Genomic DNA, 18,054 nt, shown 5'->3' on the forward strand with positions numbered 1-18,054 from the left:
ATCTTCTTCGAAGCTATTTATCTTCTTCGAAGCTGAAATGTCGTTATATCTCATATATACTTACTGAGTCAATTTCATCAATTTCTAAAAGCTCCACAGAAATCATCTCTTTTCCTGAAGTAGGTATGTTTTTCCCTACATAATCTGCTCTAATAGGTAACTCTCTGTGTCCCCTATCTACTAAAACGGCGAGTTGTATCATTTGAGGCCTACCACTAGCTATTATGGCATCAATTGCAGCTCTGGCCGTTCTTCCGGTATACAGTACATCATCTACTAAAATTATTTTTTTACCTCTTACATCTATACCTAGTTCTGCATTGTTTAAAACCGGTTGCTCATTTATAGAGCTAAGGTCATCTCTATATAAAGTAATATCAACACTACTTACGGGAACTTTAGTTCCTTCAATCTGCTCTATTAAAAGAGCGATTCTTTTTGCAATTGGTACTCCTCTTCTTTTTATCCCCACAAGGATAATATCCTCTATACCCTTATTTTTTTCAATAATTTCATGTGCTACTCTTGTCAATGTTCTTTGTATAGCTTTTTCATCTAATAGCACTGATTTAAATTCCATATACTTTGCCCCCTATTAAATAATAATTATTTATTTCCATTTTTAAAATATAAAAAAGCCTTTACCATAAAGGTAAAGGCATACTATACACATAATAGTATTGCTATCATTATCCTTATGTTCTCTCTGGAACATTTAAAGGCATAAGTATTTAATTTAACAACATATTATCACATATTATGTTCTATTTCAACTCATTTCTTAACTTGATTATAATTTTTTCAAAATAATTTGGAAGAGGTGAAACAAATTCCATGTATTCATTAGTACTTGGATGTATAAATCCAAGCATTTTCGCATGAAGGACCTGCCCTTTTAAATTAAAATGTTGCTTTTTAAACCCATATATCAAATCTCCTACTAAAGGATGTCCTATCTTTGCCATATGTACTCTTATTTGATGAGTTCTTCCTGTTTCTAAGTTACATTCTACTAATGTATGACTTTCAAACCTTTCTATTACTTTATAGTGGGTAATAGCCTTCTTGCCACTTTCTACTACTGCCATTTTTATCCTATCTTTAGGGTGCCTTCCAATAGGTTCATCTACTGATCCTTCATCTTGCTTAATTATACCTTCTACAAGAGCTACATAACTTCTTGTCATTGAATGATCTTTAAGCTGCTCCGCTAAAGAGTTATGTGCATTATCATTTTTAGCTACTACAAGGGCTCCAGATGTATCTTTATCGATTCTATGAACTATTCCTGGCCTTAGAACACCATTGATGCCTGATAGGTCCTTGCAATGGTATAGCAGTGCATTAACTAAGGTGCCACTATAATTTCCTGGCGCTGGGTGAACCACCATATCCTGTGGTTTATTAATTACAATTACATCACTATCTTCATATATGATGTCCAAGGGTATATCTTCTGCCGCAACGTCTAACTCTGTAGCCTCTGGAATGGATAAAGTAATTATTTCATCCACTTTTAATTTGTAATTACTTTTTCTCATTTTACCATTTACAAACGCCGCTCCACCTTCAATTATTCCTTGAACGTATGACCTGGATTTATTTTCTAATTCATTAGAAATAAATACATCTAATCTTGTACCAACTGAATCCTCATTAACTTTATACTCAAAACTGTCCATTTATACCTCATCCTTTACTATAGAAATTGCCAAAATCAAAGTACCCACAACTACTAACATATCCGCTATGTTAAATGTTGGGAAATAATATATATCTTTATAATGAAGTAAAATGAAGTCTACTACATATTTATAAAATAATCTATCATATAAATTTCCAAGTGCTCCACTTATAATTAGTGCAAAGCTCATTCTCAGGAATTTTGATTTTGGTTTATATTTAATAATATAATATATCATTCCTGATATAACAAGTAGAGTAACTAACGCTAGCAATATGGTTTTGTTTTGCAAAATTCCAAAAGCTGCTCCTCTATTTTCTAAATATTCTAATCCGAAAAAATCTTTAATTAATATAATTCCATTATTATCTTTTAAAGAACCAAGGGCCCAAACTTTAGCTAATCTGTCCAATAGCAAACCTAAAAAAATAATTAATAGTTCCATACCCTTCCCCCTACAGATAGGCATATATTGCAGGAATATGTTTTTACCTAAATACGCCTAAACTCATTCAATGCAATATATGCTTTTTTATTCTGCCTAATTTAAAATATTGTTGAATTTAACTTTTTTAATCTGGCAACTGATTTTTATATTGAGCATTACTTATTTTCTCTATAGGTTCAACGTAACCACCTTCGTCGTCATCATCATAATACTCAATAATGTCATCTAATTCATTAAAACGGTCGACTACCATGTAAGTATCTTCAGCATCTATACCTACTTCACCAGCACTACTACTGTATCTAAAAGGCGTACCCAGTACATCTTCCTCAACTGGTCTATCGTTTTGCTGCGCTGGTTTTTTATCACCATTGGATTTTTCGCATGATACACAGTTCTCTGCGTAAGGTATAAATTCTAATCTTTCCTCAATTATATCATTACCACAACTCTTACATTTCCCATAGGTATTGTTTTCTATGCTCTTTAATGCATTTTGAATCTTTTTAATAATTGACATTTCATTAGCCTTAAGTGCTAACCCTTTTTCTATATCAAAAATTTCAGTGGCAGTATCTGAGGGATGATTGTCATAAAATGATATTTCAGAGGCTATTTCACTGTTAGAATTTACAACTCCATTTTGTTTAAGTTGATTGATCAGACTTTGAACTCGTGACTTCTCACTTATTAATCTTTTTTTAAAATATTGAATTTTTTCATCTTCCATGATAACAACTCCTCTAGTTATTAATATAGTAGTAATATCAAACTGATAAAATTTCTATAGGTTTATGTTTTCTCATGGAGTGAATTTTATTACACATATTTAAAATTATTTTAATAGTTATACATCTTGTTCCCTAAACATCCCATCAAATTTCCTTACATTCTTCACTATTTGACCTACGGTATCTATTGACACTGTTTGCCTTGCGTCAGATATAGCATTGTCCGGAGTAATATGACTTTCAATCATTAATCCATCCGCACCTGCAGCTATTGAAGAAAGTGACATCCTTGCTACTAATTCACGCCTACCCGTCCCATGGCTTGGATCAACAACTATTGGAATACGATATTTTTGTTTAATTGCAGCAACACTACTTAAATCTAGTGTATTTCTTGTGTAGGTATCAAATGTCCTAATACCTCGCTCGCAGAGAACAACATTTTCATTACCATTTGCCATAATATACTCTGCCGCATAGAGCCACTCTGATAGTGTTGCACTCATACCTCTTTTTAATAAAATAGGTGTTTTTAATTTTCCAACCTCTTTGAGTAAACTGTAATTGTACATATTTCTAGACCCTATTTGTAACATATCAGCATACCTTAGAACTAAATCTATGTCCTTTGAATCCATAACCTCTGTCACTATTGGCATATTAAATTCATCGCCAACAATTTTAAGTGTTTTCAGTCCTTCTTCCATGAACCCCTGAAAATCATAGGGTGAAGTTCTTGGTTTAAAAGCTCCGCCCCTTAATATATGCACACCTATTTTTTTTAAACCACTTGCTATGTCATGCATAGTGTCATAACCTTCAACTGAGCAAGGCCCTGATATTATTACTTTTTCTTCTCCACCAATAACTATGTTTTTTACCTTTACCAATATATCTAAACCACTATTTTTATGAACTAATAACTTTTCCATATACAAGACTCCTAAATTAGTTTTAACATATTATTTAAAATTTTTGTGGAATTCTCCACAGCAATATCCTTGAATTTTTCATACTCCATATGAGCTCCATTATTTGCATTGTCTGATATTGATCTAATAACAACAAATGGGATTTGATTTAAATAGCATACTTGAGCTATACTTGCACCTTCCATTTCACAAGCCAAACATTCAAACTCAGAATTAAGCCATTTTATTTTATCAATGTTTGCAATAAATTGATCCCCTGACACAATTCTTCCCACAAAATAATTATGACCACTTATATCCTTGCAAGCTTCTATTGCGTGATCTATTAGTTTTTTATCACATTTGAAATCAAAAGTATCCAGTCTCGGAATTTGTCCTATCCTATCACCAAATGCAGAAGTATCAATATCATGTTGTACTAAATTATTCGCTATTACAACATCTCCAGGGTATATATTTTTTTTAGTTCCTCCTGCAATACCAACATTTATAACATAATCCACCTTAAAATCATCTATTAATATTTGAGCACAAACTGCAGCATTAACTTTTCCAATACCACTAGTAACTATTACTACATTTTTATTATGTATAGTGCCAAGACTAAATTTCATATTAGCCTTAACCTCACTTGTTTCAAGCTCCATATCTCTAAGTAAAAATTCAACCTCTTCACTCATTGCTCCAATAATACCTATATTCATTTTTTATTCCTCCTTGATCCTCTATGATGCAGATAACAAATACTTATTTGAAAGTACCTAATGTATTATATCACATTTGCGACATAAAAAATCTCACCCATTGAGTGAGATTTCTATGTTTTTAATCTTTTGCAAAAAAACTTTTTATTTCTTTCATCTCATTGTTATGAAAATCTTTTTCATCAATGCTTTTTAATGTTAATTTTGAATATTCTGAGGTTTCAGTATTTTTTTCACCCATTTTTTTATCCTCAATTTCATTACCCACATTGTAACTCTTAAAATAATCACTTTCTAAACCATCAAACATCTCAACTTGACAATTCATAAAATTCCTAAATTGCGTTCTAAACTTTGCAAATTCTTGCTTAGTTCTATCGTATTCATCATTTATCTTAAGTACATCATCATGAGCCTTCTCTAACATTCTTTGAGAAGAATCATTTGCACTTCTGATAATCAATTCCGACTCCTTTTGAGCAGAAGACTTTGCTTGTTCCGCAGCATTTTGAGCCAGCACCAAAGTGTTTTGAATTGTAGATTCTATTTTAACATGATGATCTAATTTTTCTTCTAAAAAACTGTTTTTTTCTCTTAGGTTTGAATTTTCTTTGTACATAATTTCATATTCTTCAGATACTTTATCTAAAAACTCATCAACTTCATCCGCATTGTATCCTCTTAAACCCTTTTTAAACTCTTTATTATTAATGTCCATGGATGTCAATCTCATTTTTTCCCCCCCTTAATTATGTATACTGCTTTATTGCAACTTTTAAACGGTCCTTTTGAGTGCTCCCTATAATCTCTGCAACCACTACCTTGCCGTATCCTCTAATGGTTATGGTATCATTACACTTTATAATCTTATCTTTTTTTAAACATTGAAAATAATTCACTAATATTTTACCCGTGGATATAAGCCCCACTGAATTATTTCTTGAAACATTGCATATAGCTGATACCATGCCATCAAGGCGAAGTGAGGTAGATATAATAATTTTCTCTTGGAATTGACCCTGAGGAAGGTCCTGTGATGTATAAGGGTATTCATTAACTTCACATGGACAATTGCCTATATCATTCAAATTACTAATTATATAACTACTTATGTCACTACAGACTGGCACATAGCATATTTTATCTCTAATTATTAAGTCCCCTAATTTTTCTCTTTTAATTCCTAGTGACATTATTGCACCTAAATAATCCTTATGCTGAAGGGTTCTAAACTTCGAGTTATTACTTATTTTTAATAAGTTTATGGGATATGTTAAAGGAACGCCTTCGGATGAAAATGCTAGCATTCTTCTGTCGGATTCTTCAAATATTCCATTTGCAAATGATTTTATTTTATAATTTTCACATAGGACTAAAATTTGATTCCATACAATTGGTGATAAAAAATCATTAGTAAATATGATCTTATTTGTTTTTTGCGCTATTTGCATTTTATTAAATATGTTAGAAATCAAATTTTTATCTTCATGATTTATACTATTTAAAAAATAGTTCTTATCCATTTAACTCATTCCTTAATTTAATAACTCAATAAACCAAGCACTATTGATTTTAACATCATCAAAATAAAAAGTGCGATTATTGGCGAAAAATCTACCATTGTATTGCCAAAATATTTATCTTGAATTTTTCTACCAGGCTCAAGTAGAGGACCTGTAATCTTATGCAATAATTCTACATATTGATTTGTACCCCTATAAACCCAAGATAAAATCACTTCGATAAATATTGCACCCTGCAGTGCATTAAAAATTAATTCAAAAAATCTATAAAACAAATTTTATAACCTCCAGTATTTCTCTAATTATTTATTCCAATTAAAAATTCCTTTTGAACTTAGCTCATTTTTTAATTCGTTATCAACCTCTACATTAGAAGGGGATAATATATATACTCCTTTTTCTACTTGCTGAAGATCTCCACCTAAAGAGAAACAAGACCCTCCAATAAAATCTAGTAATCTTTGACCAGTTTTAGCTTCTAGTCCTGTAGTATTAACTACAACAATTTTTCTAGACTTCAAGTTATCACTAATTGTAGTTGCTTCATCAAAATCTTCTGGTTTAATAATAACCACTTTTGTAGATGCTGTAGTATGAATATTGACTACTTTACTTTGCTTTTTGTTTGCAGTCATCAAGGATTCAATCTCCATATTATCATCATCTTCAGTCTCCATTTCTTCAATTTCATCCGTTGCATCCTCTGCCATACCTAAAAAACCCATAACCTTGTTTATTACTTTACTTGCCATTGTTATCCCTCCAGTTTTTTATACTCTCTTCTTCCAAATATTTTCTCACCAAGCCTTATCATATTGGATCCTGCTTGTAGTGCAATTTCAAAATCTCCACTCATACCTAAAGATAAAAATTCCATGGAAACATTTTTATATTTAAAAGTTTTTAGATTATCAAACATGCCTTTCATCTCGTTAAAGTACATCCGGCAATCTTCTACATTGCCAATTGGGATTGTAGCCATTAGGCCTTTAACTTTTATGTTGTTACACTTCTCACAAGCTTGTATTAGAGAATCAATTTCAAGAGCAGCTATGCCGGTCTTAGCATCTTCTTTTCCTATATTAACTTGAATTAAAACGCTGGCAATTTCATCTTTAGCCCCGTATTGCTTTTCAATTTCCTGCAATAAGCGTATGCTATCTAAAGAATGAATAAGATGAACTTTTCCAACAATATATTTCACCTTATTCCTCTGTAAATGCCCTATAAAATGCCATTTAATGTCTTGTTCTAGGCTATCATGTTTTTCCATTAATTCTTGTGCTTTATTCTCACCAAAATCTCTAGCTCCAGCTGCATATGCTTCTTTTATTTCATGGATTTGTCTAGTCTTAGATACACATATCAGTTTTACATCTTTTGGGATTTCATTCCTCAAGTCCTTATAAGCTTCACTAATTCCCAACTCGCCTTGCCTCCCTGCGGTTCTAATGGTATAACGTAATTATTAATTGTTATCTCCCATTTCTAGTTTATTTCTTCATTGAAGAGAAAAATCCCTTCATTATTTTTTTTTATTTATAGCATCCATGTATAAATACTTATATTTACCTGTATATGCTAATATTTTTATATCATCTGACTTAACAATGTTAATTTTAACTTGTCTAAACTTTAACTCTTTTATATGGGTGGACTCTAATGTTATATAATTATATAAAACATCTTCATTTCCTATGGCATCAATGTAGAATGGGACTACTATCTTGACTCCATTTAAATCAATAGGCGCGCCATTACATAATGCATAATTATCATAGACAATTCTTTGACCATTAACAGAAATTGCTTCTGCTCCTGCACTTCTGAGGTCATTTATCACTTGCACAATATCACGGTCATGAATTAACTGTGCATTACTATACTCATTAATATCACTGATACCATCCTCTAATGTGATTTTAATCCCAGTGCCCTTAACATCACTCTTTCCTAATATAATATTGTTTTCATTAACTTCATTTTGAATTTCTTCTAAAACTTTATATTTTTTTACATCGCCACTATCATATTTTTTAAGCTTTGATGTGGAATCAAAGTATTGCTGCTTTAAATTGTTTAGTTCAGAATATAATTTACTTCTCTCATTATAGGCTAAATCATATTGCTTTACATCTAAAAAATTGTGCTTCCCTTCAAATCCAATATTCATAGCTATAAGAAGTCCTATTATTATTGACGCAATAAAAACAAATATAGTAGCTTCATTATTTTTCATTTAATCACCTCACGAGTGAGATTTGGTTTTGTCTATTAAAAGCCGTCTAATAATTGCAAAGTTATCAAATATCCTTCCTCCAAATACAATAACTGCAGCCAGATAAATTGGAATTCCCAATTTATCACCTAGATAAACCATAGCTACAGCTAATGCTGAATTCCCGAAAAATCCTGACACAAAAATATCTGCTCTGAAATTATGTGAGATTGACCCTCTAAGTGCCCCAAAAACAGAATCTAAACATGCAAAAATTGCTACAGAAATATATGGAGAAAATTTAATTGGAATATCAACATTCCATACAACCCCTAATATAATACCTATTAATAACCCTACAAAAGCAACCATTTCATCACCTCTACTTCTTTTCTATTGGTTTAGCAAAATCAAATTTATATGCTTTATTATATTTAGGAATCACAACCTTGCTTGATTTTTCCATTGTTATATCGCAGGTCTGACTGAGAGTTAGTGGAATTGCTCCCGCAAAACTTATACCACCTTCTAAAATGTCCTTTTTCCCAATTGCTTTAATAGTAATTCTATTATTATAAGAAATTCTTTCATCATTTATAATAATTGCATTCCCTGCATTTCTTATCCCACTACGAGAAGTAAGTCTAATATCATTAATGGAAATTGCTTCAGCACCTGCAGCATTTAATTCATTTACTATATGTACTAAATCTGTATCATTTATAAGCTGAGCTTCAGGGTTACTACCAAAAACATCACTTTTAGGAGTTATATATATTAGCATGCCCTCTCCTTCTACTTCGGTTCCTCCAGTAAGTATCCTTGTCTCTTCCAGCTCTTTGTACAATAGTCCACTTTGCTCATCTCTTCCCTTAGCAGCATTTTCATATTCCTTTGTTTTGGTATCTAATTCATCAATTTTTTTCTGCATGGCTTCTTTACTCTTTTTTAATTGCTCATTTTCAGTTATAATTTCCGGTGTGTTCTTATTAGTATCTACTGTTAAATTTTGTTTGCTTATCATTTTAAATTGGTAAGTTATCATAAACCCTAGTAATATACATATTACGCCAATAGACATTTGGGATTTAAACTTCTTCATTGACTTCCTCCTTGCTACTCTCTGGGGAGATAATTATTATTTTCTACTACTTGCTCCTAAAAATAACTGGATTCCCAGCAAAACTAACATCCACATATCCCTTGGCACTCTTATATTCAGGTTGCGAAATAATGTTTATCGCCTTATTAAATTTGTTTTTCAAATCATCTGATGTTCCAAATTTAATACACATCTCTCCAGAAAAAGCCTTTACATCTAAAACATTGCTTACATCTACCATAGTTATTTTAATGGCACTATTGGTTTTCCTATAGGTAGTAATGATATTTGTTATTTCATTTGCAATATTGATTTTTCTATCATCTTCCGATACAATTAAATCTCCGATTTTGCATTTTTCGTAATTAAATCCAACTAAATTAACTAAGTTCTTATCTTTAATATCGGATCTTTTTTCAAGCAAAATGCCTTTGTTATCTAAAATGTAATAAGCGTTGTTTACTTTTCCATAAAATACAGCTATTCTTTCCTCTACTTTTATTGTAATCTTGTTTGGAAGAACTTTTTTAAAGGTTACGCCTAATATATAAGGATTTTTAGTAATTCTTTTTTTACTCTCTTTAAAACTTGCATAAAAAATATTACTTCCGGGCTTAATTTGAGCCTCCTCGGTAATTTCAACTTTAGAAGCATTTGAATTTCCTAGGATTTCAATAGTTTTAATATTAAAATAAGGTAATTTAAAACATAGTGTAATTAATATGCATACCATAATTATTGATAACCACACTAAACGTTTTACTCTTTTTTTATGCTTTCTTTTAAATAATAATTTTTCTTTATTTTTTATAATATAATTCCCATTTTTAAGATTATTACTTTTCTTGTTCATTCACTTCCTCACATTCAATAATACATATTTTTTTATAAATTTGCACTTTTAAATTGTAAACTTATAGACAGTAGATTACATCTGTATTTAATTTATATTAATCAACTTTATAACTCACTTATCTATATATAATACCACTTAATTTAATTATTTTCATCTCAATTTGAATGTATTTTATAGTATTTTTAAAAAATTAATATTTTATATTGGTAAGCACTATAAAAGGCATGCATTTGTGCATGCCTTACCTTTTAATTTTTGCTTGTACTTTGCCTTGACACATTTAAAAGTATTCCCATGGCAATCATATTAAAAAGAAGGGATGAACCACCATAACTTATAAAAGGCAGTGGCACACCCGTAACCGGCATTGACCCAGTAACTACTGCTATATTAATAATTGCTTGAATAGCTATAACAGATGTAATTCCAATAGCTAAAATGGTACCGTACATATCTTTAGCCGTAACTGCTATTTTAATACCACGCCATACAAGTATTACAAATAATAAAATTATAAAAGCGCATCCGATTAGACCTAATTCTTCACCAATTATTGGAAAAATAAAATCCGTCCAGGGTTCCGGTATATACAAGCACTTTTGTCTTGATTGTCCAATCCCCGCACCGGTTACTCCACCTGATCCAAGTGCAAGTAGTGATTGAACTAATTGATATCCCTCACCTTGACTATCAGCAAAAGGGTCTCTAAAATTCATAAGTCTCTTCAATCTATAATCTGCAGTAATTGCTAAAACACCAACTGCAGCTACTAAGGATGACCCTATAGCAAAAATGTGTACAAATCTTGCCCCTACCGCAAATAAAATAATTACAGTAACGATCATTATAACAGATGCAATACTTAAATTGGGCTCTAGCAAAATTATAGCTGCATAAAATCCCGAAACTAATAGGTATGGAACTATACCTTTAGTGAACTCTTTAACTTTTTCGCCTTTTATATCTAAGCTTTTAGCCATATATAGTACTATAGCATATTTTGCAATTTCCGATGGTTGAAGACCTGCAAATCCTAATGGAATCCATCTCCTAGCACCGTTAACGGGTGGACATGCAAGTACAACAATCAATAGTACTAATGTAATTATCATAATAATCCCAGTATATTTTTTTATAATATGATAATCAATTTTAACTGCTGTAACCATAAAAACAAAGCCAATAATCGCCCACATTAATTGCTTTTTCAGATAATATTCCGGATCATTTAATTTGAAAGCCGCTGAATATGAGCTGGCACTATACACCATTACTACTCCTATAGCCACAAGAAGCATTATGGTAGCAAATAATACAAAATCTATTTGTCCCATTTTAACCTTGGATTTTTTCATAATATATCCTCCTTAAATCATCTCCTAGGAGCTGAAATTAACGACTTCAGAAGGATATTTAGACTCCCACTGAAGTTTTATTTTTGTTGTAGTATGTGACCCCACTTATAGAAGTGGGAGACTTTCCTTCTGAAATGTCGTTAAACTCTAATAGGTAAAGGATAGAAATCCAACTATACATAAAATTACTGTTACAATGGAGAATACTGCAACAATTTTAGTTTCCTGCCATCCACTTAATTCAAAATGATGATGAATTGGAGACATCTTAAATACTCTCTTACCTGTAGATTTAAATACTAAAACTTGAATTATAACTGAGAGAGCCTCTAGAACATATACGCCACCTACAATAGCAACGAGTAGTGGCAATTTTAGTATCATGCCAACTGCAGCTACTGCACCACCAAGTGCCAGAGATCCCATATCTCCCATAAAAATTTGTGCTTTATAAGAATTGAATTTTAAAAATCCTAATAATGCACCTGCAAGTGCAGCGCAAAATATTGCAAGAGTAGAATGAAACATCATATTACTAACTAATGCAAAGAATGTCATAACTACTATTGTAACTGAAGTAGAAAGGCCATCTAATCCATCTGTTAAATTAACTGCATTTGTAGTTGCTGCAAAATAAATAATAATAAAAGGCACATACCCATAACCCAAATCTACACTTTTATTTAAAAAAGGTATCATTATATCTGTTCCTATTTTAATTGAAGAGTAATATCCAACCACGCCTCCCACTATAAGTAAAAGTAGCATCTTTTGTCTTGATGTAAGTCCTTCATTTTTTTTATGTTTTATTTTTAAAACATCATCAATAAGTCCAATTAACCCAAAAGCTATAAAACAATATAATGCAATCATAGCTTCATCGCTAGTATGTCTAACAATGATTAACATTGTAATTATTGTTGAAATCATAAATATAATACCACCCATAGTAGGTGTACCTGCTTTTTTAAGATGACTTTTAGGTCCTTCTTCCCTTATATTTTGACCAAACTTAAGTTTATGTAACATTGGAATTAATAGTGGACCTTGTATAATTGATAGAAAAAATGCAATTAGAACTGCATAAATAATTAAACTCATTTTCCAGTCACCTCTTTGGCATTTATATGCTCTAACGCATTAAGATTCGCAAGTGAATTAAGATTCACGAGTTCACGAGCTATACTCTCAAACTTCATATATCTTGAAGCTTTAACTAAAACAACATCATTTGGAGCGATAATTCCTTTTAGAAAAGAAATTACCTCGTCATAAGTTTCAAAACACCTATATTTATTTATATCATTAAATCCTTGTTTATATGCCTCATTAAATTCCCCTAAGGTAATTAATAAATCAATATTTTTAACTTTTGCATACTCTCCAACTTGTTTATGTGCATCAAAGGCATTATCCCCAAGTTCTCTCATAGTACCTAGTATGGCAATTTTAGACTTCCCACTAACGTTACAAAGTACATCCATTGCAGCTAGCATTGAATCCGGACTAGCATTATAGCAGTCGTTAATTATAGTGAATTTTTCACCCTTTGTTATATCTAGACGCATAGAGGTGGCTTCTAAATTTTTAAAGCCATTAGCAATTTCATCATAGCTCATGCAAAGCACCCTTCCGCAAGCTACTGCTAGCAAGGAATTTAACACGTTATGTCTTCCAGGTACATTAACCTCAATTATATCTTTTGCTAAAATCCCAGCCTCTTTTACTGCAAATGTTATTTTGTGCTCAAAAATATTCAAATCACAGGCTTTAAAATCTGCCCTAGAATCAATTCCTGTTTTTATAGTTTTATAGTTTGATGAAATCACGTCTTCTAATAAATCATTATCTGAATTTACAATTAAAACACTATCCTCTGTAAAAAAATCTGTTATCTCCATTTTAGCCTTTAAAATATTTTCTCTTGTTTTAAGATTTTCAAGATGAGACATTCCAATATTAGTAATAATACCAATATTAGGTTTTGAAGTCTCACATAGGTTATGAATCTCTCCAAAATCACTCATGCCCATTTCTAGCACTGCAATATCATAACTTTTATCTAACTTAAATATCATCATAGGTAATCCTATTTCATTATTAAAATTGCCCAGGGTTTTAAAAACTTTGAATTTTTGGGACAGCACTGCTGCAACCAAATCCTTTGTAGATGTTTTGCCTGTAGAACCTGTAATTCCTACTACTTGTAAATTTAACTTACTCAAATAAAATTTTGCAAGATCTCTTAATGCTTTTTTCGTATCTCCTACTTTAATTATGGTAGTTTTACCATTAATCTCAGTCTTTTCAAATTTCATTTCATCAATTATACAAATTGAAGCTCCTTTTTTACTAGCCTCGCAGGTAAAATCATTAGCATTAAAATTTTCACCTTTTAAGGCTATAAAAATATCCTTGTCTTTTATGGCTCTTGTATCCATGCAAACATTGTTATATAAGGTACTTTCGCCTTTAACTAATATTTCCCCACGTGTTGCGCAAATTATCTCGTCTAGTGTAATATACTCCATCTAAAAACTCTCCTTTATTATATCTAAAACAATTTCTCTCTCATCAAAATGTATAGTTTTATCTTTCAAAACCTGATAGTCCTCATGGCCTTTTCCTGCAATAACAATTACATCATCTTTCATTGCAATTTCAATTGCTCTTTTTATAGCCATAGTTCTATCCACTATAATTTCAAAATTATCTTTTTCAATGCCGGATGCTATATCATTAATTATTTGCACCGGGTCTTCAGTTCTTGGATTATCAGAAGTTATTATTGAAATATCACAAAGCTGCGTCCCGATTTTTCCCATTATAGTTCTTTTGGTTTTATCTCTATCTCCACCGCAACCAAAAACACATATAAGTTTACCTTTTGTAAATTCTCTTACGGTTTTTAGTATGTTTTCTAGTGCATCTGGTGTATGTGCATAATCTAAAATTATTTCAAATCCCAAGTTATGTGTACTTTTAACAAGTTCACAACGCCCAAGCACTTGTACTTTTTTTAGCCCTAGTTTAATTGCAGCTATATCTATTCCCTCATTTAAACAAACTCCAATGCATCCAAGGGCATTATGTATATTATAATTCCCGGGTATATTTAATTGTATTTCAAAAGAGCTGTCTTTATATTGCACAGTGAAGTTACTTCCCCTTGAGTTCATTTTTATATTACTAGCCCTAATATCTGCACTAGAATTTAATCCATAACTCAATTTACTACTCTTAATTAAATTATAAGCTTTGTCCCCATAAGAATCATCAATATTAATTATAGAGTTTTTACTATATTTAAATAATGTTAGTTTCGCATTGAAATAGTTTTCGAAGGTTTTATGAAAATCTAAATGATCTTGCGTTAAATTTGTGAAAATGCTTTCACAAAACTCTATTCCATATACCCTATCTAAAGTCAAAGAGTGAGAAGACACCTCCATAACACAATAATCCACACGTGACTCCACCATTTTTTTGAAAAGTTCATGTAACTCTAGTGATTCTGGAGTAGTTCTCTCAGTATGAATTTTGTCGCCTCCAATAAAATTTGCTATAGTTCCAATAAGTCCAACTTTATACCCTTGCTCCTCTAAAATAGCTTTAAGCATAAATGCTGAAGTTGTTTTTCCATTAGTACCTGTGATTCCTATAATTTTCATCTTGCTACTAGGTTTCTCATAGTAATTTGATGCACTTAGGGCTAATGCCTTTCTGCTATCTCCTACTTTAATTACACTGCAATTTGATTGCTTTTCTATATTCTTCTCACATACAATAGCAACCGCTCCATTATTAATTGCATTTTGTATATATTCATGTCCATCAACTTTATACCCTTGTATACAGAAAAATAAATCTCCACTTTTGATTTTTCTTGAATCATATTGAATTTTGTTTATATCTATATCCATATTCCCACTAATCAAGTCCAAATTAATATTCTCCATAATTTTTTTAAGTTTCATATTACCACCACTCCCTTAAATATGTTGTTACACATATAGCATGCCTACAAAAAATACTTTTCTTATTATTACTAACCTTTTTTTGAAAATAGTATACATCTAAAGTATATTTCATAAAAAAAATTACTATAACTCGCAACATGGCAATCAGTCAATTTAGAAATTCTGAGTGCCACCTTTTTTTATCATCTTTATGTTACACGAAAATAAATAACAAGTCAAAGTTCTCCATACTGACTTGTTATTTATTTCCCTGCTTATTATATATATTATACAGCATACTTAGCTAGTCAGCCATAAGATCTAAATGTACTGTAATGGTAGTTCCCTTTTTCACTTCAGAGCCCTCCATGCTTTGTTCTGATACTATTCCATCTCCAATAAATTCAACTTTCAGCCCAAGACTATTTAACATTTCACTAGCTTTTTCTGGGCTATTCCCTTTGATATTTGGAACTATTACTGTATTACTATACTGTAATTTTGTATCCGTGTGTAGAATGATTTCAGTTCCTTCTTTAACTGTATATCCAGGTTTTGGAGTCATATCTGTTATAACTTCTCCCTCTGCTCCTAATTTTAGTTTTAAACTATTTTCTTTTAATATTTTCTCGGCCTCGGCTTTTTTAAGACCTCTTACCTCAGGCACAATAATATCCCTAAGTAAACTTTTAGAAGTTTCCTCAATAGAAGCATCGGATTTTAGTGATAAGTAATTAAATATATCATTAAAAGCTTGTTTCGCAACTACTGTTGCAATCTGCCCACCATAATAGTTGGATGGATCCGGTTCATCAATTGAAACCAAAAGTGTTACTTGTGGGTCACTGGCAGGTGCCATTCCAGCAAAGGAGGCAACATATTTTCCTGGTGCATAACCTACCCCTGTGGAATTAATCTTTTGAGCAGTTCCTGTCTTCCCAGCAATGTGGTATCCTGCAATATAGGCCTTCTTACCACCACCATTTTCTATAACCTGTTCTAGGTAACCACGTAATTGCTTTGCCACTGCCTCATCTATTATTTTTCTTTCATTAAAATTAGAATATGCTTGTATAATTTTTTTATTCTTTAAATCATCATAAGCTGCTATCTCTTTCATAACATGAGGAGTTATAAGTTTTCCACCATTTGCAATAGCGTTAAAAGCCGTTAAATACTGGACACAAGATAGTGTATTACCTTGACCAAAGGATGTTACTGCTACGTCAAGAGGGGTCATATCTTTAGTCTTTCTAATTATTCCTAGCGCTTCTCCATTTAAATCAATAGCAGTTTTTTTGCCAAATCCAAACAAGTAAATGTACTTATTTAGTTTTTCTGGCCCCAGTCGTTTGCCTAGTTCCATAAATCCAACATTGCAAGAGTTTTTTAAAATATCTACGAAACTTTGAGACCCATGTCCTGTGGTTTTCCAACACTTTACCACTTTACCGTTAACTACATTACTACCATTGCATACAAATCTGTCAGTATCATTAACTACCTTCTCCTCCATGGCCGCTGTAGCTGTAACTACTTTAAAAATAGATCCTGGCTCAAAAGTATCACTTACTGCTCTATTTCTCCAAGCCTTTTGATTTTCATCAAAACTTTTAGTAAGATCCCAAGGGTCATTTGGATTATAGTCTGGTTTATTGACCATGCCCAATATTTCCCCATTTTTAGGATTCATTGCAATTATAGTAACAGCATTTGCCTTATTATCAACCATAGCCTGCGTCGCTGCTTTTTCACAAAAATATTGAATCATCTCATCAATAGTAAGCACTACATCTTTACCATTTACTGGTTTTGTATAATCTGATATTTTATAGGGTAAATTCTCACTTTTTCTATCAGTTTCAGAAAGATTTATCCCAGGTATGCCAGATAGATATTTATCATAATACAGTTCAACGCCTGTTAATCCATTACCGTCAGAATTAGTATGTCCTAGAACGTTTGCTAAAAAATTATTATTGGGATAGTATCTTTTTGTATCTCCAGTAATTACAATTCCTCGGAGCTTTTTACTTGCCGAAAAATCAACAATTTTATCGGCTATATCCTTATCTATTCTTCTCTTCAAAATGGCTGATCCAACAAATTTCCCCTTTGAATTTTTCTGAGTTAAAATAGATAAAACATCCTTAGATTCCATTCCAAGTATTTTAGCCAGTTCTGGTGCAATACCCTCCATAGTTAATTTGTTTTTCTTTGTAGTATCTCTTAATGAATTAAGATCTAAGTCTACTCTAAAAACATTTGCACTTATAGCTAATTCATTTTCATTTCTGTCTAAAATTCGTCCTCGTTGTGGTGCAATACGAACGTCACTTGTCCACTGTAATATGGCTCTTTCTTTGTAATCCTTTCCCTTAACTATCATTACGTAGCTTAACCTACTAACTAATAGCAAAAACAAAAGAAAAAGTATGAAAAAGACAACCAACATTCTACGTTTAACTAATACCTTGTCCCTATACTCTCCTTTTGGCAATGTGGTTCCTCCTTACTAATATCTGCGAAATACTAATATCTG

Annotated in this window: 20 protein-coding genes; all 20 read right to left on the reverse strand. The window is 31.5% G+C overall.

Going from position 1 to position 18,054, the window contains the following annotated elements:
* Positions 1-43: 43 nt before the first annotated feature.
* The 20 genes from pyrR to G9F71_RS16780 all read right to left on the reverse strand — a co-directional run bounded on the left by pyrR (position 44) and on the right by G9F71_RS16780 (position 18,012).
* A complete protein-coding gene (gene pyrR, locus G9F71_RS16685; protein ID WP_164950864.1) occupies positions 44-580 on the reverse strand; it encodes a bifunctional pyr operon transcriptional regulator/uracil phosphoribosyltransferase PyrR in 537 nt (178 codons plus the stop codon).
* A gap of 184 nt (positions 581-764) precedes the next feature.
* Complete coding sequence (locus G9F71_RS16690; protein ID WP_164950863.1) at positions 765-1,682, reverse strand: RluA family pseudouridine synthase; 918 nt, start codon at positions 1,680-1,682, stop codon at positions 765-767.
* Positions 1,683-2,129, reverse strand: a complete 447-nt coding sequence (gene lspA / locus G9F71_RS16695) for a signal peptidase II (protein ID WP_164950862.1) — start codon at positions 2,127-2,129, stop codon at positions 1,683-1,685. It abuts the gene before it with no gap.
* A 127-nt stretch (positions 2,130-2,256) separates the two neighbouring features.
* Positions 2,257-2,862: a TraR/DksA C4-type zinc finger protein gene (locus G9F71_RS16700; protein WP_164950861.1), complete on the reverse strand. Its 606-nt coding sequence runs from the start codon at positions 2,860-2,862 to the stop codon at positions 2,257-2,259.
* 117 nt (positions 2,863-2,979) lie between these two features.
* Positions 2,980-3,795, reverse strand: a complete 816-nt coding sequence (gene aroF / locus G9F71_RS16705) for a 3-deoxy-7-phosphoheptulonate synthase (RefSeq protein ID WP_164950860.1) — start codon at positions 3,793-3,795, stop codon at positions 2,980-2,982.
* Between the two features lie 11 nt (positions 3,796-3,806).
* Positions 3,807-4,499 (reverse strand): 5'-methylthioadenosine/adenosylhomocysteine nucleosidase, encoded by a 693-nt coding sequence (locus G9F71_RS16710; protein WP_164950859.1) that lies wholly within the window; start codon positions 4,497-4,499, stop codon positions 3,807-3,809.
* 121 nt (positions 4,500-4,620) lie between these two features.
* Positions 4,621-5,232 (reverse strand): DivIVA domain-containing protein, encoded by a 612-nt coding sequence (locus G9F71_RS16715; protein ID WP_164950858.1) that lies wholly within the window; start codon positions 5,230-5,232, stop codon positions 4,621-4,623.
* A 16-nt stretch (positions 5,233-5,248) separates the two neighbouring features.
* Positions 5,249-6,022: an RNA-binding protein gene (locus G9F71_RS16720; RefSeq protein WP_164950857.1), complete on the reverse strand. Its 774-nt coding sequence runs from the start codon at positions 6,020-6,022 to the stop codon at positions 5,249-5,251.
* A 17-nt stretch (positions 6,023-6,039) separates the two neighbouring features.
* The gene (locus G9F71_RS16725) at positions 6,040-6,297 is read right to left on the reverse strand and encodes a YggT family protein (protein WP_164950856.1); all 258 of its coding nucleotides are present in this window, start codon (positions 6,295-6,297) and stop codon (positions 6,040-6,042) included.
* Positions 6,298-6,324: 27 nt separating this feature from the next.
* Positions 6,325-6,774, reverse strand: a complete 450-nt coding sequence (locus G9F71_RS16730) for a cell division protein SepF (RefSeq protein ID WP_124997885.1) — start codon at positions 6,772-6,774, stop codon at positions 6,325-6,327.
* 2 nt (positions 6,775-6,776) lie between these two features.
* Positions 6,777-7,448 carry a YggS family pyridoxal phosphate-dependent enzyme gene (locus G9F71_RS16735; RefSeq protein WP_164950855.1) on the reverse strand — a complete coding sequence of 224 codons (672 nt, stop codon included), beginning with the start codon at positions 7,446-7,448 and terminating at the stop codon, positions 6,777-6,779.
* A 99-nt stretch (positions 7,449-7,547) separates the two neighbouring features.
* Entirely contained in the window at positions 7,548-8,261 is a 714-nt protein-coding gene (locus G9F71_RS16740) for a DUF881 domain-containing protein (protein WP_164950854.1), read from the reverse strand.
* Positions 8,262-8,270: 9 nt separating this feature from the next.
* Positions 8,271-8,612, reverse strand: a complete 342-nt coding sequence (locus G9F71_RS16745; protein WP_164950853.1) for a small basic family protein — start codon at positions 8,610-8,612, stop codon at positions 8,271-8,273.
* A gap of 10 nt (positions 8,613-8,622) precedes the next feature.
* On the reverse strand, positions 8,623-9,342 hold the full coding sequence (locus G9F71_RS16750; RefSeq protein ID WP_164950852.1) for a DUF881 domain-containing protein: 720 nt from the start codon (positions 9,340-9,342) through the stop codon (positions 8,623-8,625).
* A gap of 46 nt (positions 9,343-9,388) precedes the next feature.
* On the reverse strand, positions 9,389-10,195 hold the full coding sequence (locus G9F71_RS16755; RefSeq protein WP_164950851.1) for a cell division protein FtsQ/DivIB: 807 nt from the start codon (positions 10,193-10,195) through the stop codon (positions 9,389-9,391).
* A 251-nt stretch (positions 10,196-10,446) separates the two neighbouring features.
* Positions 10,447-11,553, reverse strand: coding sequence for a stage V sporulation protein E (spoVE, locus tag G9F71_RS16760; protein WP_164950850.1), 1,107 nt, complete (start codon positions 11,551-11,553; stop codon positions 10,447-10,449).
* 147 nt (positions 11,554-11,700) lie between these two features.
* Positions 11,701-12,654 carry a phospho-N-acetylmuramoyl-pentapeptide-transferase gene (gene mraY, locus G9F71_RS16765; protein WP_164944306.1) on the reverse strand — a complete coding sequence of 318 codons (954 nt, stop codon included), beginning with the start codon at positions 12,652-12,654 and terminating at the stop codon, positions 11,701-11,703.
* Positions 12,651-14,084 (reverse strand): UDP-N-acetylmuramoyl-tripeptide--D-alanyl-D-alanine ligase, encoded by a 1,434-nt coding sequence (locus G9F71_RS16770; protein ID WP_164950849.1) that lies wholly within the window; start codon positions 14,082-14,084, stop codon positions 12,651-12,653. Before G9F71_RS16770 ends, mraY begins: the two co-directional genes overlap by 4 nt.
* The gene (locus G9F71_RS16775) at positions 14,085-15,530 is read right to left on the reverse strand and encodes a UDP-N-acetylmuramoyl-L-alanyl-D-glutamate--2,6-diaminopimelate ligase (protein ID WP_164950848.1); all 1,446 of its coding nucleotides are present in this window, start codon (positions 15,528-15,530) and stop codon (positions 14,085-14,087) included.
* A gap of 286 nt (positions 15,531-15,816) precedes the next feature.
* On the reverse strand, positions 15,817-18,012 hold the full coding sequence (locus G9F71_RS16780; protein ID WP_164950847.1) for a stage V sporulation protein D: 2,196 nt from the start codon (positions 18,010-18,012) through the stop codon (positions 15,817-15,819).
* Positions 18,013-18,054: the final 42 nt, after the last annotated feature.

The sequence above is a fragment of the Clostridium sp. FP2 genome (genome assembly GCF_011065955.2).
Classification (GTDB): Bacteria; Bacillota; Clostridia; order Clostridiales; family Clostridiaceae; genus Clostridium_AD; species Clostridium_AD tagluense.

Excerpts from the sequence above, each read along its gene's own strand:
- spoVE (WP_164950850.1), bottom strand. The coding sequence starts at position 11,553 with ATGAAAAAATCCAAGGTTAAAATGGGACAAATAGATTTTGTATTATTT.
- G9F71_RS16750 (WP_164950852.1), bottom strand. The coding sequence starts at position 9,342 with ATGAAGAAGTTTAAATCCCAAATGTCTATTGGCGTAATATGTATATTA.
- lspA (WP_164950862.1), bottom strand. The coding sequence starts at position 2,129 with ATGGAACTATTAATTATTTTTTTAGGTTTGCTATTGGACAGATTAGCT.
- G9F71_RS16740 (WP_164950854.1), bottom strand. The coding sequence starts at position 8,261 with ATGAAAAATAATGAAGCTACTATATTTGTTTTTATTGCGTCAATAATA.
- aroF (WP_164950860.1), bottom strand. The coding sequence starts at position 3,795 with ATGGAAAAGTTATTAGTTCATAAAAATAGTGGTTTAGATATATTGGTA.
- G9F71_RS16715 (WP_164950858.1), bottom strand. The coding sequence starts at position 5,232 with ATGAGATTGACATCCATGGACATTAATAATAAAGAGTTTAAAAAGGGT.
- mraY (WP_164944306.1), bottom strand. The coding sequence starts at position 12,654 with ATGAGTTTAATTATTTATGCAGTTCTAATTGCATTTTTTCTATCAATT.
- G9F71_RS16710 (WP_164950859.1), bottom strand. The coding sequence starts at position 4,499 with ATGAATATAGGTATTATTGGAGCAATGAGTGAAGAGGTTGAATTTTTA.
- G9F71_RS16755 (WP_164950851.1), bottom strand. The coding sequence starts at position 10,195 with ATGAACAAGAAAAGTAATAATCTTAAAAATGGGAATTATATTATAAAA.
- G9F71_RS16770 (WP_164950849.1), bottom strand. The coding sequence starts at position 14,084 with ATGGAGTATATTACACTAGACGAGATAATTTGCGCAACACGTGGGGAA.
- G9F71_RS16720 (WP_164950857.1), bottom strand. The coding sequence starts at position 6,022 with ATGGATAAGAACTATTTTTTAAATAGTATAAATCATGAAGATAAAAAT.
- G9F71_RS16700 (WP_164950861.1), bottom strand. The coding sequence starts at position 2,862 with ATGGAAGATGAAAAAATTCAATATTTTAAAAAAAGATTAATAAGTGAG.
- G9F71_RS16745 (WP_164950853.1), bottom strand. The coding sequence starts at position 8,612 with ATGGTTGCTTTTGTAGGGTTATTAATAGGTATTATATTAGGGGTTGTA.
- G9F71_RS16690 (WP_164950863.1), bottom strand. The coding sequence starts at position 1,682 with ATGGACAGTTTTGAGTATAAAGTTAATGAGGATTCAGTTGGTACAAGA.
- G9F71_RS16775 (WP_164950848.1), bottom strand. The coding sequence starts at position 15,530 with ATGAAACTTAAAAAAATTATGGAGAATATTAATTTGGACTTGATTAGT.
- G9F71_RS16730 (WP_124997885.1), bottom strand. The coding sequence starts at position 6,774 with ATGGCAAGTAAAGTAATAAACAAGGTTATGGGTTTTTTAGGTATGGCA.
- pyrR (WP_164950864.1), bottom strand. The coding sequence starts at position 580 with ATGGAATTTAAATCAGTGCTATTAGATGAAAAAGCTATACAAAGAACA.